Origin of the sequence: uncultured Cohaesibacter sp., assembly GCF_963556055.3 — a bacterium.
In the GTDB taxonomy this organism is placed as follows: Bacteria; Pseudomonadota; Alphaproteobacteria; order Rhizobiales; family Cohaesibacteraceae; genus Cohaesibacter.
Genome location: NZ_CAUVYE020000013.1, coordinates 159,656 through 173,733, shown reverse-complemented (window position 1 = coordinate 173,733; position 14,078 = coordinate 159,656). Strand labels below are relative to the sequence as shown.

General features: G+C 54.7%; 11 protein-coding genes. 2 read left to right on the top strand and 9 right to left on the bottom strand.

Annotated features, from left to right (window positions below; genetic code table 11):
* Nucleotides 1-45: 45 nt before the first annotated feature.
* Nucleotides 46-2,679 (top strand): cell cycle histidine kinase CckA, encoded by a 2,634-nt coding sequence (gene cckA, locus ACHZB8_RS09530; RefSeq protein ID WP_316860028.1) that lies wholly within the window; start codon nucleotides 46-48, stop codon nucleotides 2,677-2,679.
* Nucleotides 2,680-2,792: 113 nt separating this feature from the next.
* Here the strand turns inward: cckA and ACHZB8_RS09525 are convergent, their stop codons facing one another.
* From ACHZB8_RS09525 to ACHZB8_RS09515, 3 genes are all read right to left on the bottom strand, one after another.
* Nucleotides 2,793-3,710 carry a pseudouridine-5'-phosphate glycosidase gene (locus ACHZB8_RS09525; protein WP_316860027.1) on the bottom strand — a complete coding sequence of 306 codons (918 nt, stop codon included), beginning with the start codon at nucleotides 3,708-3,710 and terminating at the stop codon, nucleotides 2,793-2,795.
* Between the two features lie 19 nt (nucleotides 3,711-3,729).
* Entirely contained in the window at nucleotides 3,730-4,656 is a 927-nt protein-coding gene (locus ACHZB8_RS09520) for a carbohydrate kinase family protein (protein WP_316860026.1), read from the bottom strand.
* Between the two features lie 173 nt (nucleotides 4,657-4,829).
* Nucleotides 4,830-6,332, bottom strand: a complete 1,503-nt coding sequence (locus ACHZB8_RS09515) for a CoA-acylating methylmalonate-semialdehyde dehydrogenase (RefSeq protein ID WP_316860025.1) — start codon at nucleotides 6,330-6,332, stop codon at nucleotides 4,830-4,832.
* Between the two features lie 137 nt (nucleotides 6,333-6,469).
* Here ACHZB8_RS09515 and ACHZB8_RS09510 point away from each other — a divergent pair, with 137 nt between their 5' ends.
* Nucleotides 6,470-7,351, top strand: coding sequence for a LysR family transcriptional regulator (locus ACHZB8_RS09510; protein WP_316860024.1), 882 nt, complete (start codon nucleotides 6,470-6,472; stop codon nucleotides 7,349-7,351).
* Nucleotides 7,352-7,385: 34 nt separating this feature from the next.
* Here the strand turns inward: ACHZB8_RS09510 and ACHZB8_RS09505 are convergent, their stop codons facing one another.
* The 6 genes from ACHZB8_RS09505 to ACHZB8_RS09480 are packed head-to-tail and all read right to left on the bottom strand — an operon-like array spanning nucleotide 7,386 to nucleotide 14,009.
* Complete coding sequence (locus tag ACHZB8_RS09505) at nucleotides 7,386-8,219, bottom strand: inositol monophosphatase (RefSeq protein ID WP_316860023.1); 834 nt, start codon at nucleotides 8,217-8,219, stop codon at nucleotides 7,386-7,388.
* A gap of 4 nt (nucleotides 8,220-8,223) precedes the next feature.
* A complete protein-coding gene (locus ACHZB8_RS09500; protein WP_316860022.1) occupies nucleotides 8,224-9,246 on the bottom strand; it encodes a LacI family DNA-binding transcriptional regulator in 1,023 nt (340 codons plus the stop codon).
* Nucleotides 9,243-10,778 (bottom strand): glycerophosphodiester phosphodiesterase family protein, encoded by a 1,536-nt coding sequence (locus tag ACHZB8_RS09495; protein WP_316860021.1) that lies wholly within the window; start codon nucleotides 10,776-10,778, stop codon nucleotides 9,243-9,245. Before ACHZB8_RS09495 ends, ACHZB8_RS09500 begins: the two co-directional genes overlap by 4 nt.
* Nucleotides 10,778-11,836 carry an ABC transporter ATP-binding protein gene (locus tag ACHZB8_RS09490; RefSeq protein WP_316860020.1) on the bottom strand — a complete coding sequence of 353 codons (1,059 nt, stop codon included), beginning with the start codon at nucleotides 11,834-11,836 and terminating at the stop codon, nucleotides 10,778-10,780. The genes ACHZB8_RS09495 and ACHZB8_RS09490 overlap by 1 nt, the downstream gene beginning before the upstream one ends.
* Complete coding sequence (locus tag ACHZB8_RS09485) at nucleotides 11,836-12,672, bottom strand: carbohydrate ABC transporter permease (RefSeq protein WP_316860019.1); 837 nt, start codon at nucleotides 12,670-12,672, stop codon at nucleotides 11,836-11,838. Before ACHZB8_RS09485 ends, ACHZB8_RS09490 begins: the two co-directional genes overlap by 1 nt.
* A gap of 11 nt (nucleotides 12,673-12,683) precedes the next feature.
* Entirely contained in the window at nucleotides 12,684-14,009 is a 1,326-nt protein-coding gene (locus ACHZB8_RS09480) for a carbohydrate ABC transporter permease (RefSeq protein ID WP_394706183.1), read from the bottom strand.
* Nucleotides 14,010-14,078: the final 69 nt, after the last annotated feature.

Here is a 14,078-nt window from a genome sequence, read left to right as displayed (position 1 = left end):
TCGATTCTTGGCAATGAAGCCGCTCGGCGAAGCAGGGGTAGATGAATGAAAAAGCCGTTGAGTCAGGACGAACTCGAGCCGGCCATGATTGATTACGCAGAACGCTCGGGCAGCGTGAAATGGCTGCTTTTGTCTGCTGTTTTTCTGGTCGGCATCGCTGTGGCTCTGGTCTTTTTCAAAGGTGCCTTGTGGGGCCAGTTGCAACTGGTCTTTCTTAGCCTTCTGGCCGGTGTTGGCATTTTGGCCTTGCTTGGCCTCAGCGTCGGTTTGCTTCAGTTCGGCAATCGTGCACCTGCCCCGCATTTGACGCGGCAATTTGTGGATAGCATGAGAGATGGCATTGTTGTCTGTGATGCCAGGGAACGTATTGTTTATGCCAACAGCGAGTATGCACGGCTGACCGGGGCAGACAGTGCCAAGGCGATCCGCTCCATCGAACGCAGTTTCGGTGGTGAGCCCGATGCGGCAGAGGCGATCTACAGACTGTCCGAAGCGGTCCGCTCGGGGCGTCCGGCGTTGGAAGAATTCAGGCTTTTCAAAGCTCCAAACGGACAGGTAGGCGAGGAAACGGAACAGCAGGCACGCTGGTTCCGCATTCGTGTTCGGCCTCTGAAGCAGACTGCGGCAAGCGGCAAGCACGACACCCTGTCTGTCTGGCAAGTCTCCGACATCACGCGGGATCGAGAGCGGCAGGAAAACATCTTTCAGGAACTGCAACTGGCGATCAATTATCTCGATCACGCTCCGGCAGGCTTCTTCTCGGCCGAGCCTGATGGGCGCGTGATCTACATGAATGCGACGCTCGCAGACTGGTTGGGCTATGATCTGGCACAGTTTGAACCGCGTCAACTCAATCTCAGCGAACTGGTGTCTGGCGATGGAACCGCTTTGCTGTCTGCGGCCAATAGCGTTCCGAGCATGCCCAAGACCGAAATGATCGATCTCGATCTGGTCAAGCAGAATGGGCAGGGGCTTCCTGTCCGCCTGATGCATCGTGTTCCGATGGCGTCTGACGGAACGCCGGGGGCCTCGCGCACGATCGTTATCAATCGCAGTCCGGGTGAGGATATTTCAGAGGAACTGCGGGTGGCAGAGGTGCGCTTTGCCCGCTTCTTCAACAATACGCCGATTGCAATTGCTGCGCTCACCGGCGAAGGGCATGTTTTGCGGACCAACGCGCCATTTGCCCGCATGTTCGCCTCGATCGTTCCTGGAACACCGGGCGAGGACAGTGAGGCACCTGCGCCTACAATTCTCAATCTGGTTTCCGAAAAACAACGCGAGGCATTGGCCGCTGCCATCGAGCAGGCTCTCAAGGGGAAAAGCAATATTCTGCCCGTTGAATGCGAACTTGCAGAAGATGCCACCAGAACCGTGCGTTTCTTCCCTTCCGGTGTCGAAGATAGCGAAGGGGATGATGAGCAGATTATTGTCTATGCATTGGAGACGACCGAGCAGCGCGCACTGGAAGTCCAGTTTACGCAAAGCCAGAAAATGCAGGCGGTCGGCCAGTTGGCCGGTGGGGTTGCTCATGATTTCAACAATGTGCTGACGGCAATCATCGGCTTCTCGGACCTGTTGTTGACCAGTCATCGCCCAAGCGATCCGGCTTTTCAGGATATCATGAATATCAAGCAGAACGCCAACCGGGCAGCTTCGCTCGTCCGGCAGTTGTTGGCTTTCTCTCGTCGTCAGACCCTGCGACCTCAAGTGCTGGAACTTGGTGACGTCTTGGCGGACCTGTCGATCCTGCTCGATCGTTTGCTTGGTGAGAAGGTTGATCTGGAGCTGGTGCATGGCCGGGATCTCTGGCCGGTCAAGGCTGACCTTAACCAGCTTGAGCAGGTTATTGTCAATCTGGCTGTGAATGCTCGCGATGCCATGCCGGATGGGGGACATCTGACGATCCAGACCCGAAACCTGTCGGAAGAAGAATCGCGGGAGATGCCATACAAGCAGCTTGATGTGGCCGAATATGTGCTGCTTGAAGTGGTCGATAGCGGAACCGGTATTCCTGCCGATATTCGTGACAAGATTTTCGAGCCCTTCTTTTCAACCAAGGATGTGGGCAAGGGAACCGGCCTCGGTCTTTCGACGGTTTACGGCATTGTCAAACAGACAGGTGGCTTCATTTTCCTCGAGAGCGAGTTGGGAGAGGGAACGACCTTCCGCATTTTCCTGCCGCGCCATGTCAAGGAAGACAAGGTTGCCGAGCTGGTCGAGAGCCTTGGCAGCGAAGGAAGCGAAGATGATGTCGCCGTTGCTTCTGAAACAGCCGCATCAACTCAAACCGCAGTCACCGATTACACTGGTACGGCCACAATCCTTCTTGTCGAGGATGAAGAGGCCGTGCGAGCCTTTGCCGCGCGGGCGTTGGCTTCCCGCGGCTACAAGGTTTATGAAGCCGAGTCCGGTTCTGAAGCGCTTGAACTGATTGACGAGATTGATGAGCCCGTCGATCTGGTCGTCTCTGATGTCGTGATGCCGGAAATGGATGGCCCCACCATGCTCGGAGAGCTGCGCAAGAAGAGACCGGAATTGCGGGTCATTTTCATGTCGGGCTATGCGGAAGAGGCCTTCCGGAAAAATCTGCCCGACAATGAGGAATTCGGCTTCCTGCCCAAGCCCTTCTCGCTTAAGCAACTGGCGACCAAAATCAAGGAAATGCTTGACGACTAGCCCAGGCTGACTTGTATGAGATCGCAAAAAAACAGCCTGCCAAAAATCGTTTGGCAGGCTGTTTTTCTATTGACGATCAGTCATCCAATGGCGCAACTCATTATAAAGCCTTCCTATAAGGCCTTTGCGATTTTTGCTGCCAGTCGCGCATTGTTCTTGACCAATGCGATGTTGGTGACAAGGCTTTCACCATTGGTCAGGTCCTTGATGCGGGAGAGCACAAAAGGCGTTACTTCCTTGCCTACCACATGGTGGCGGTTGGCCTCTGCGATGGCTTCCAGAATATCGGTTTCCATTTCATTGCGTGGAATTTCGTCCGCCTGTGGCACCGGATTGGCAATGATCATGCCGCCTTCAAGTCCAAGCGACTGACGCATTTGGTAAAGGGCGGCAATCTCTTGCGGTTGGTCCAGACGCAAAGGACAGGCTTCGCCACTCTCGCGGGACCAGAAGGCGGGAAATGCATCAGTTTGAAAGCCGACGACCGGAACGCCGAGGGTTTCCAGAAGCTCCAGCGTCTTTGGAATATCGAGCAGCGCCTTGACACCGGCAGAGACGACCATGACCGGCGTTTTGGCCAATTCCTGTAGATCGGCAGAAATATCGAAGCTGACTTCTGCACCCCGATGCACGCCGCCAATGCCACCCGTGGCAAAGGTTGCGATGCCAGCCTGCGCTGCGCAGATCATGGTGGCGGCCACCGTCGTCGAGCCGCTTTTACCTGAAATCAGTGCATAAGCAAGGTCTGCGCGGGAAAGCTTGAGAATGTCGTCGCGCTGGGCGAGATCCTCGATCTGTTTCCTTTCAAGGCCCACATTGATGACGCCGTCAAGCACTGCGATGGTTGCGGGGCAGGCCCCTTCGGCGCGGATGATCTCTTCCACTTCGAGCGCGGTCGATACATTCTCCGGATAGGGCATGCCGTGGGTGATGATGGTCGATTCCAGCGCAACGATAGGCGTTCCATTTTCACGGGCGCTTGTGACTTCCGCGCTGAAAATGATTGGCACGTTGCTCGATTTTTCGGTCATGGTGTCTTCTTTCCTTACGTCAGGTCGGAATGTCCGCGATGCAGGCTTCCAGCATGCTTCTGTTCAGCATGTCCGGGACGGTTTGTTCGCTCATCAAGGCAAGGCTCGCTCCGGCCATGCCATAGTCCAGTGCCTTGTCAAAAGGGGTTTGCAACAAGAGGGCATGCAGCATTGAGGCTGCGAGGGCATCGCCAGCGCCATTGGTGGAGCGGACTTTCACCGGAGGAGCGGGGCGGGAGAAAAATTCCTTGTCTTGCCATGCCGACAGGCCAGCACCTCCCTTGGTGATGATGCCCGCTTTTACGCCGATTTCCATCAGTATTTCTGGCAGGGCATCCAGTTCTGCAAATTCCTGCGCCAGAATAGCTGCCTCGGCTTCGTTGCAGAAGAGCAGGTCCACTTTCTCAAGAATTTCCGCTGCCCGGTTAGCTTTCGGACCCGAGACGGCGGAAACTGCCAGAAAGTGATTTCCCTTTTTGTCTGCCAAGGCATCGAGGACGGAAACCGGCAGGTTGGTGTCTGCTACGATGATTGTCGGCTCTGAAAGGCCAGAGAGGCAATCGGCAAGCTTTTCAGGGGGATAGCTGTCATAGATCGACATGTCGGCAATGCCTGCGATGAGCGAGCCGTCCCTGTCTTCGATAGCGGTGTAGCTTGCGCTTGGCTTGCTGCCTTCTGTGACCAGAAAAGCAAGGTCGATTCCGGCCTTGGTCAGCTCACTCTGGATCAGATCTGCATCAGCGTCCCGGCCACAGATGGATGAAAGAGTAACGTTCCAGTCGAGCCGGGCGAGGCATTGGGCGATGTTGCCAGCCACCCCGCCCACATTGCGCTTGAGGGTGCCGGGGTTGGACTGACCCGGTTCGAGGCGAGCGGTTGAGCGCCCGATGCGATCAATGTGCGCTCCACCAATGATGAGGATGTCGGGTTCGAAGGTCTGGGACATTGCCAATTGCTCGGACTGTTGGGGCCGCTAAGTGGGAAACGGGACAATGGCGCTTCGAAACTGCTATCTGTCTCATCGCCCGGGATAGGACGAAACCGCCGCCAGAGGCTCCGGCGACGGTTGTCATTGCAATTCGGTATAATGCCTATGGCCTCTTAGGTAAAGGGGCTTGACTATTCCATGATCGGCATGGCGAATTCGCCACCTTCCTTGATGCCCGAAGGCCAACGGGCCGTGACGGTTTTCGTCCGCGTATAGAAGCGGAAGGCGTCTGGTCCATGCTGGTTCAGATCGCCAAATGCCGATTTTTTCCAGCCGCCAAATGTGTGATAGGCAAGGGGAACGGGGATCGGAACATTGATCCCGACCATGCCGATATTGATGCGGTTGGCAAAATCGCGTGCGGTATCTCCATCACGGGTGAAAATGGCAGTGCCGTTGCCATATTCGTGATCCATGGCGAGGCCAAGTGCCTCTTCGTATGATTTGGCGCGGACGACCGACAGGACAGGGCCGAAAATTTCGGTTTTATAGATGTCCATGTCACGGGTGACCTTGTCGAACAGATGCGGACCGACAAAGAAGCCGTTTTCATAGCCCTGCAATTCAAAGTCTCGGCCATCGATGACCAGTTCGGCACCTTGCTCGATGCCGGTTTCAACAAGGCGAAGGATATTCTGTTTGGCAGCGGCGGTGACAACCGGACCGAAGTCGACATCATCTCCTGCGGTGTAAGGGCCGACCTTGAGTTTTTCGATGCGCGGTACAAGCGCTTCAACCAGTCGATTGGCGGTTTCCTCTCCAACCGGAACGGCAACCGATACCGCCATGCAGCGCTCACCGGCAGCTCCATAACCTGCACCAATGAGAGCGTCCGCGGCCTGGTTCATGTCGGCGTCCGGCATGATGATCATATGGTTTTTCGCACCGCCGAAGCATTGGCAACGTTTGCCATTGGCTGTGGAGCGGGAATAGATGTATTCCGCAATCGGGGTGGAGCCGACAAAGCCGACTGCCTGAATGGTCTCATTGTCCAGAATGGCATCGACGCTTTCCTTGTCGCCATTGATCACTTGCAGCACACCATCGGGAAGGCCGGCTTCCGTCATCAACTGCGCCAGCATCAATGGTACGGATGGGTCGCGTTCGGAGGGCTTGAGGATCATCGCATTGCCGCAGGCAATGGCCGGTGCGAATTTCCACATTGGAATCATTGCCGGGAAGTTGAACGGCGTGATGCCTGCGACGACGCCAAGCGGTTGGCGCATGGAATACATGTCGATGCCCGGGCCTGCGCCATCGGTGAAGTCGCCCTTTAACAGATGCGGGGCTCCGATGCAAAATTCAGCCACTTCCAGACCGCGCTGCACATCGCCTTTGGCGTCGGGAAAGGTTTTGCCATGCTCTGCGGAAAGAGCAGCGGCCAGCTTGTCCATGTCTCTGTTGAGCAGGGCGACGAATTTCATCAGGACACGGGCGCGACGCTGCGGATTGACGGCGGCCCAGGCCACTTGCGCCTTTGCTGCCGCTTCAACTGCGGCATTCAGTTCTGCCTTGGTTGCCAGTGCGACTTTTGCCTGAACTTCGCCGGTTGCCGGATTGAAGACGTCTGAAAAGCGGCCAGACGTGCCGGGAACCAGTTCGCCATTGATGAAGTGGCCTATCTCTTGGGGCATGGAATCCTCCCATCATGAAAATTATCGGTTTCTGTCCGACATTTTGTGTCGATAAAATTTGCATATCAATGGTCGATATTTCTCATCTGTTGTGCGAATATTAAAGTCAATAAATATGTGGTAAAGGCGGAATAGGCATGAATTGGGATGATGTCAGGGTATTTCTAGCGGTAGCTCGTGCCGGTCAGATCTTGCAGGCGGCGCGGCGGCTCGGGGTCAATCATGCGACGGTGGCGCGACGGCTGTCTGCACTCGAAACAGCACTTCAGACCAAACTGCTGGAGAGGCGTACCACTGGATGTGAGCTGACAGCAGAGGGCGAAGCCTTTCTTCTTGCCGCCGAGCGCATGGAAACCGAGATGCTGAATGCCAGAGCGACGATTGGCGAGACCGATATTGAAGTCTCTGGCGAGGTTCGCATCGGGGCTCCGGATGGCTTCGGGGTGGCGTTTCTGGCCCCAAGACTCTCACCGCTCCTGGACCAGTTTCCAGCCCTGAAGGTTCAATTGGTGCCGGTGCCGCGGAGCTTTTCGCTTGATCGCAGAGAGGCGGATATCGTGATCACTGTCGATCGGCCCACCCAGGGGCGCCTGGTGGTGCGTAAGCTTGTGGATTATGCTCTGGGCTTCTACATGTCGAGGGACTATGCGGAACAGCATGGCATTCCCGAAAAGCGTGAAGAGCTGGCGAAGCATCGCCTCATCGGTTTTGTTGAGGACCTGATCTACTCTCCCTCGCTTGACTATGGCAGCGAGATGATGGGCGTGCATCATTCGCAGTTTGAATGTGCCAGTGCCTTGGGGCAAACCGAAGCGGTTCGGGCTGGTCTGGGCATTGGCATTCTGCATAGTTTCATCGCGCGGGAAGATGACGATTTCATCGAGATCCTGCCCGAATATCGGATCAAACGGGCCTATTGGGCAGTCTATCACGAGAGCACGAGGCAACTGGGCCGCATCAAGGCTGTTTCCGATTTCGTTTACGGGCTCGTTGAGCGGGAACGGGAGATCTTCAGTTAGCGGCTCTGTCTGTTGCCAAGGATCTGCCGTGGTCCTATTGGGCCAGTTCTGATCGGCAGATCCGTTCGAGCGCTTCCAGTTGGGGGAGCAGATAGGGATTGCCAACCAGTACTGCGCCATTGCTCAGATTTCGCTGAATGTCATCGCCACACTGGATGATATTGCCCGCTTCCTTATTGATCAAAAGACCCGCCATACAGTCCCAGGCGTTGAGGTTCCCCTCGAAATAGCCATCCACTTTGCCCTCAGCGGCTTGCGACAAGGCAATGGCGGCAGATCCGGCGCGCCGGTGTTCAATCCTCTCGTCGAAAAGATACTGGATGGTGTTGAGATATAGCGAAAGTGGCAAGCGGCGAGAATGGCCAAGCGCCATGACGGGGTTGGGGGGGGTGTTTGTTTTGTGGCCGTGATGTAGCGGCGTGGTTTCCTTGAAGGCGCCACCGCCCTTAACGGCATGAAACAGAAAGTCCTTGTTCGGGTCATAAATGGCCCCGATCTCGCAACAGCCATCGCGCACACAAGCGATGGAAACACCCCAATTGTCCAGATCTCGAATGAAGTTGGCCGTACCATCAATGGGATCAATGACCCAGACGATGCTGTTCTGGCTATCGGTGGCCGCATATTCCTCGCCCAAGAGACCGTCGTCTGGAAATTCCGCCGCGATTGTGTCGCGAATAAAGCATTCGACTTCCCTGTCAGCCTTGGTGACAAAATCGGATATGCCTTTGGATTCGATCTCTATCGCACCGCTCTTTAGCTCTTGGAGCTTTTCGAGCGCCAATGCACCGGCCTCTCGGGCCAGACGCTTGGTGAGGTCGTAACGGATTTGCATCTCTTGGTCGATGATGCTCTGGACTTGCTGCATTCTCTTAATTCTTCTGCGTTGTGCTTCGTTCGATCAATTCGACTTCAAGCAGACGGGTTGTTGCGGGGGCGGCTGGCGTTTCGAAACGATCCAGCAGCGTCTGGACCACGGCTTGGGCCAATTTGTCCGTGTCCTGTCTTATTGTGGTCAGAGCATAGCCCTGCCAGGATGACTGGCGAATATCGTCACAGCCGATAATCTGGAGATCGTCAGGCACCGACAAAGTACTGCTTAATCTCAATTCGTCAAGCGAGCCCAAAGCCATGTAATCCGTGACACAGAACAGACCATCAAAGGAGCGTTCAGAGGCGATCAATTTGTGCATCGCTTCTGCTCCGCCATTATAATTCTGGAAGCTGCCTGTGTAGATTTCAACCTGTGCAAGGTCAAGGCTTTCGGCCAGATTTATAAACGCCTTCTGACGCACTTCCAAGGAATAGGAAGGCTTTTCCGAAGTAATGATCGCAAGGCGATTTGCTCCCTTGCGGTGGAGTGTTCGCAAGGCGATTTCCCCGCATTTGACATTGTCCATCAGAACTCGGTCAACAGGCGCGTCGATCTCCTTCTTGTTGACCAGGACAATCGGCACGCCGAGGGAGACGCATTCCTGACAGATGGATTGTGGCGGGGTGTCCGAAGTGATGATGACGCCCGAAACGCTGTATTCGAGCAGCATGCCAATGATGCGGCTTGGATCTTCGGAGGCTTCGGCAGGCATCAGGATGGGACGGAAATTTTGCTCGATCAGCTTGCGGGTGATCTGTTCGATTTGCTCGGCGCGAAAGGGATTGTCCATGTTAGCCGCGACAATGCCAACAAGATCTGAGCGTTTGTTGGTCAGACTTCTGGCCAACTGGTTGACGCGATAACCAAGATCTTCAGCCGCCTTGAGAACCTTCTCACGTGTTTCGGAGGAGACGCTGGCTCCGGGCGTGAAGGTGCGTGAGACCGCTGAGCGCGACACACCCGCCCGTTTCGCAACGTCAACCGAGGTGATCGACTTTGCTCTCTCATCGTCCCTTTTCATTCTGCCTGGGCCTTTCCGGTCTCAGCTCGGCAGGCATGATGCCAAACGTCTTTCCAGACATGGGAATGATTGAGATTCACCATGTCCGGTTTCAGGTCCTTGATTCGCTCGAAGATTGTAGCATCCTCGCCCATGTAGCAGATCATGGCTTTTGCACCATTCTGCCTGATTTCCCTCATTTGATCAGGCGCTTCCTCGCCATAGCCGATCTCGACAACGTAAGGGGATACCGCCTTGAACAGGTCCGAGATGGTTGGATAATCGCTTTTGCGAGCCATGATCTGGACTTCCGGGTCGAGACGCGCCAACTCCTCTATCTGGTCCCATCCATAGCTCCAGAAGAAACAGTTTTTCAGAAAGTCCTTTTCCTTGACGAGATCAAGCACGGTCTGTGGGTTTGCATGCTTGATCTCAATATAGATTTTCTTGTTCCAAGCTTTGGCCAGATCGATCAGTTCGGCAAGGGTCGGGATTGGTTCGCCAGAGAATTTCGGGCCGAACCAACCGCCAGCATCAAGGGCTCTCAATTCTGCAAGACTTTTCTCGGCGATGGGACCTGTTCCGTTGGAGGTGCGATCCAGATTGTCGTCATGCATCACGATCAAGTGGCCATCGGCGGTTTCGTGCGTATCCAGTTCAAGCCAGTCGAAGCCCTGCTCGAAGACCAGTTTTGCAGCAGCGATTGTGTTTTCCGGCGCAAGCTTGTTAATGCCGCGGTGGCAGACAATCTCAGGTCCTTTTGGTAGTCCTGAGGGTCGGGACGGTGACGAAGCATAGGGAACCAGCAATTCGGGACGATCCGAGCAGACGCCAAGAACGTCCATTTTCATGACAGTCTTGATGACGTCGGGGCGTTCTTCATGCCAGAGCACGATCGGCAGTTTTTCCTGTTTGGCTTGCTCGAACAGCTCATCGGTGAGGAGGCTGTCAGGGCGCTCGCTGGCCCTTTCCCAACAGGGGTGAATGATATCGGCTTTGGCATGGCGGGCCATTTCGAAGGGATCATCACCAAGACGGGCCAGAACGGATAGCGGATAGGGACAATTGCGCTCGGCCAGTTCCGCGACATGGTGGGGGTAGAAAGATCCCATAGAAGCGAAGGGGTACCCTTCCTGCTCGAGGATTTTCCATGCGCTCATGTTGGAACCTTCGCCCTTGATCTCGACATAGAGGCCGGTACCAAGATGTTTTGCCAGAAGAACGACCTCCTGAAATGTCGGGACTTCTACGTCGACAAAGCTCTGTAGCTCTTTGAGGGTCAGTTCCGATATTCTGGCTTCTACTCCGAATGTTCTTGATAAATCATCGTCATGGCTGACGACACAGAAGCCGTCAGCGGTGTTGCGAACATCAAGCTCCCACATGTCAGCGCCAAGAGTTGATGCCAACTCAAAGGCAGCAAGGGTGTTTTCTACGGCGTGGAAACAGGCCCCTCGGTGGCCAATGATCATTGGTCCGCCGAAGCGGCTTTGCGGGTTGCCATTTTCATCAAGGGGCCAACCCAGATTTCTGACTTTTTCTTCAAAGGACATTAGAGGCGGTTTCCATCATTATCAAAGATCAGCATTTTGCTGCAATCAATCGGCCAGGTGATCTTGTCACCGAGTTTGATATCGTCCCGGACATGCTGGATCGAGCGAATGACCGAGCCGTTGGCCAGAGTAATATCATACAGATTTTCGCGGCCCTGGGTTTCAATAAAGGAAACAGTGCCGGAAATTTCGGAGCTCCCCTTGTTCCCCACGAGCTCGGGGCGAATGCCGAGTTTGATCGGATGATCGCTGTTCAAATCACCAAGATGCAGAGGCAGCGGCAAGCTGATGTCGGTGTTGGCAAGTGCGCAATGACCGTTTTTCGCGCTGCCTTCAAGAAAAGCAATTGGCGGGTTGCCAAGAAAGCCCGCGACAAATTCATTTTTCGGGTTGGCATACATTCCGGTCGGGGTGTCGATTTGCAGGATCTTGCCGTCCTTCATGATGGCAATGCGGTCGCACATGGACATGGCTTCGACCTGATCGTGCGTCACAAGAATGGCCGTGATGCCCGTTTCCTGCTGGATGCGGCGGATTTCAGAGCGCATTTCAAGGCGCAATTTTGCGTCAAGGTTCGCGAGCGGCTCATCAAGCAGCAGAACGTCCGGTTTGCGGATGAGGGCGCGGGCGAGGGCCACGCGCTGTTGCTGTCCGCCGGACAATTGTGCCGGTTTGCGCTTGAGCAATTCGGGGATATGGACCAGTTCGGCGATCGCATGGACTTCGCGTTCAATGTCCTTTTTCTTCCTTTTGCGGATGGTCAGCGGGAAGGCTATATTCTCATATACATCCATGTGCGGATAGAGAGCATAATTCTGAAAGACCACCCCGACATTTCGTGATTGTGCCGTGGTGTCTGTCACCTCACGATCACCGAAAAGGATGCGACCGCCAGAGACCTGATGGATGCCGCAAATGGCAAACAGCGTGGTGGACTTGCCGCAACCGGAGGGGCCGAGCAAGGCCAGCATTTCGCCGCTGTCGATCTCGAGCGTCATCTCGTTGATGACGGTGGTGTTACCAAAGCGTTTGGTGAAGTTTTCAAGTAGGATACGCATCAGCCTTTCGTGCCTCCGCCATAGATATTCATCAGCTTGTTCTGGAAGATGAGATAAAGAATGATGACCGGGATCACATAGAAGAGCCCGATGGATTTGAAGAGGTTGAAGTCGAACTTCTCGTTGTCCTGGATAAGCTCGGCAAGCAGGACCGAAAGCACACGAACATCTGAACTCGGAGCAAAAATCTGCGGCATCAGATACTCGTTCCAACCGTCAAGGAAGGCAAAAACGCCAAGGGCAATGATGCCGGGCTTGATCTGGGGCAGAACGAGGCGCCGCCAGACAGTGAAACGACTGGCGCCATCCTGAATGCCTGCCATTTCGATTTCCCACGGGACCGAGTCATAGAAACCTTTCATGATCCAGATGCCAAAGGGCAGGAACAGGGCTGACTTGATGAGGATTACGCCGATCAGGGTGTCATAGAGGCCGACCATTTGCAGCACGAGGAATAGCGCGATGACCAATGTTATCGTTGGAAAGGCATGAAGCGTTAACATGCCTCCCAGCAGAAACGCCCGGAAGGGGAGATTGAGGCGTGACACCGCATACCCTGCGGTCAGGGAAATGGCGAGAATGGACGTCGCCATCACGCTGGCGAATATGAATGTGTTCAGCGTTGCACTCCAAAGACCGCTTACCCCTTCTGCCTCGCCCCAAAGAAAGCGCCAATGCTCCAGAGTGAACTCGTTCGGCACCAACGAACCGGCTGGGGAGTTGGTAAAGGTATCAAGGATCAGATAGAAATACATGATGATGATCGGCGACGACATCAGCGCGAGAAACAGCGTAATCGGCCAATCCGAAAAATTGCGGGAGGTGTCTCTTTTCATGGTCCTGCCTCTTAGTTTTCGATGCGTGGTTTGGTGACCAGTTCATCAAATTTGAACAGGCGCAAATACAGAAGCGAGAGAATGATGCCGACGGTTACCAGAACAAGTGCCATGCTTGCACCAAAGCCATATTCGAGATTGCCCGCATAGTTGTTGAGCGCCGTGAAATAGGCTTCCAGCGACCACACGGTTGTCGAACTTCCCGGACCGCCGTTGGTGGACAGAAGGATTTGTTCAAACGAGGTGAGCAAGGACAAGGTTTGATAAGAGGTAACAAACAGGATCGGCCACTTTAGTTGTGGCAAAATGATGTGGCGCACCTGTTGCCAGCGGGAGGCACCATCCACTTCGCTGGCATGGAGCATCGATGAAGGGATGCTGTTGATGGCAGAAGAAAAAATCAGCATGCCCATGGAGGCTCCGACAAAACCATTTATGAGAATGACAGACGTCCATGCCCCGGTCACAGAACCTTTCATATAGTTGAAAGGCTCCATGCCAAACCATGTGGTGATGGTGGAGATAAAGCCATTATCCCACATCGTCCATTTCCATAGCAGCACATAGATGACAGCGGGGGTGATGCGCGGGAGCAGCCACAGAGCGCGGAAAATGGCCGCTTGTCCTGCGGGCAGATAGAACGTGGTCACGGCCAATATCAGTGCATATCCGACATTGAACAGGATCAGCGTCACAACGACGTAGAAAAGCGTATTGAACAGGATCTGTTGCGTGCCGGGCTTTGAAATGAGCTTTTCGAAATTCTCTGTTGTCCAGCTCCATCCGGTATAGGCCTTTTGAAACAATGTCTCGCGCTGCGCATCGGTCAATGAAACGCCGAGGGCTTCAATGGCTGTCTGCAAATCGTCAATGGTCGCGTATCGTTGATTGAGAATGGTGCTCGAGAAGGGCTCTGCCGCGAGTTTGAGTTCGCGCATGCTTCGTGGGCGTGATTTCAGCTTTTTGAGCGCACGTTCGAAATCGCGGCGGGATTTGAAGCTCTTGCCGTCAAGGTTTCCTTTGATTTCCTTGATAAATGCCGGCTTGAGGTTCGCTTCCACGGCGCGTGCGAAGCCGTTGTCGTCGACCTTGTAAGTCGTCGCATTCAATTGCTCGAGCAGCTTTTGGTCAAAATCGGGATCGTCGGCCAGTCGTTTTATGATGACAGGCGACACCATATAGTCACCACCGCTGATGCCGGTGGCGGTGCTCATATTGGTGAAGGAGAAGACTCCGGTCAGGACGACCGGGATCAGAAAGAACAAGATGACCATGAGCAAGGCTGGTGTCAGAAAGGCAAGGCCTAGCAAACTTGTTTTGGGGCGCATGATCGACATTTCCTGTGAACGGGATGGCGAAGCGGGGCGGCGGGTGCCGTGCAGCTCAGGGCGGGCCGGGCGTTGGAG

What these genes read in the sequence shown, in the direction of transcription:
- ACHZB8_RS09525 (WP_316860027.1), bottom strand. Translation starts at nt 3,710, where the DNA reads ATGACCGAAAAATCGAGCAACGTGCCAATCATTTTCAGCGCGGAAGTC.
- ACHZB8_RS09495 (WP_316860021.1), bottom strand. Translation starts at nt 10,778, where the DNA reads ATGTCCTTTGAAGAAAAAGTCAGAAATCTGGGTTGGCCCCTTGATGAA.
- ACHZB8_RS09515 (WP_316860025.1), bottom strand. Translation starts at nt 6,332, where the DNA reads ATGCCCCAAGAGATAGGCCACTTCATCAATGGCGAACTGGTTCCCGGC.
- ACHZB8_RS09480 (WP_394706183.1), bottom strand. Translation starts at nt 14,009, where the DNA reads ATGTCGATCATGCGCCCCAAAACAAGTTTGCTAGGCCTTGCCTTTCTG.
- ACHZB8_RS09500 (WP_316860022.1), bottom strand. Translation starts at nt 9,246, where the DNA reads ATGAAAAGGGACGATGAGAGAGCAAAGTCGATCACCTCGGTTGACGTT.
- ACHZB8_RS09505 (WP_316860023.1), bottom strand. Translation starts at nt 8,219, where the DNA reads ATGCAGCAAGTCCAGAGCATCATCGACCAAGAGATGCAAATCCGTTAC.
- ACHZB8_RS09490 (WP_316860020.1), bottom strand. Translation starts at nt 11,836, where the DNA reads ATGCGTATCCTACTTGAAAACTTCACCAAACGCTTTGGTAACACCACC.
- cckA (WP_316860028.1), top strand. Translation starts at nt 46, where the DNA reads ATGAAAAAGCCGTTGAGTCAGGACGAACTCGAGCCGGCCATGATTGAT.
- ACHZB8_RS09520 (WP_316860026.1), bottom strand. Translation starts at nt 4,656, where the DNA reads ATGTCCCAGACCTTCGAACCCGACATCCTCATCATTGGTGGAGCGCAC.
- ACHZB8_RS09510 (WP_316860024.1), top strand. Translation starts at nt 6,470, where the DNA reads ATGAATTGGGATGATGTCAGGGTATTTCTAGCGGTAGCTCGTGCCGGT.
- ACHZB8_RS09485 (WP_316860019.1), bottom strand. Translation starts at nt 12,672, where the DNA reads ATGAAAAGAGACACCTCCCGCAATTTTTCGGATTGGCCGATTACGCTG.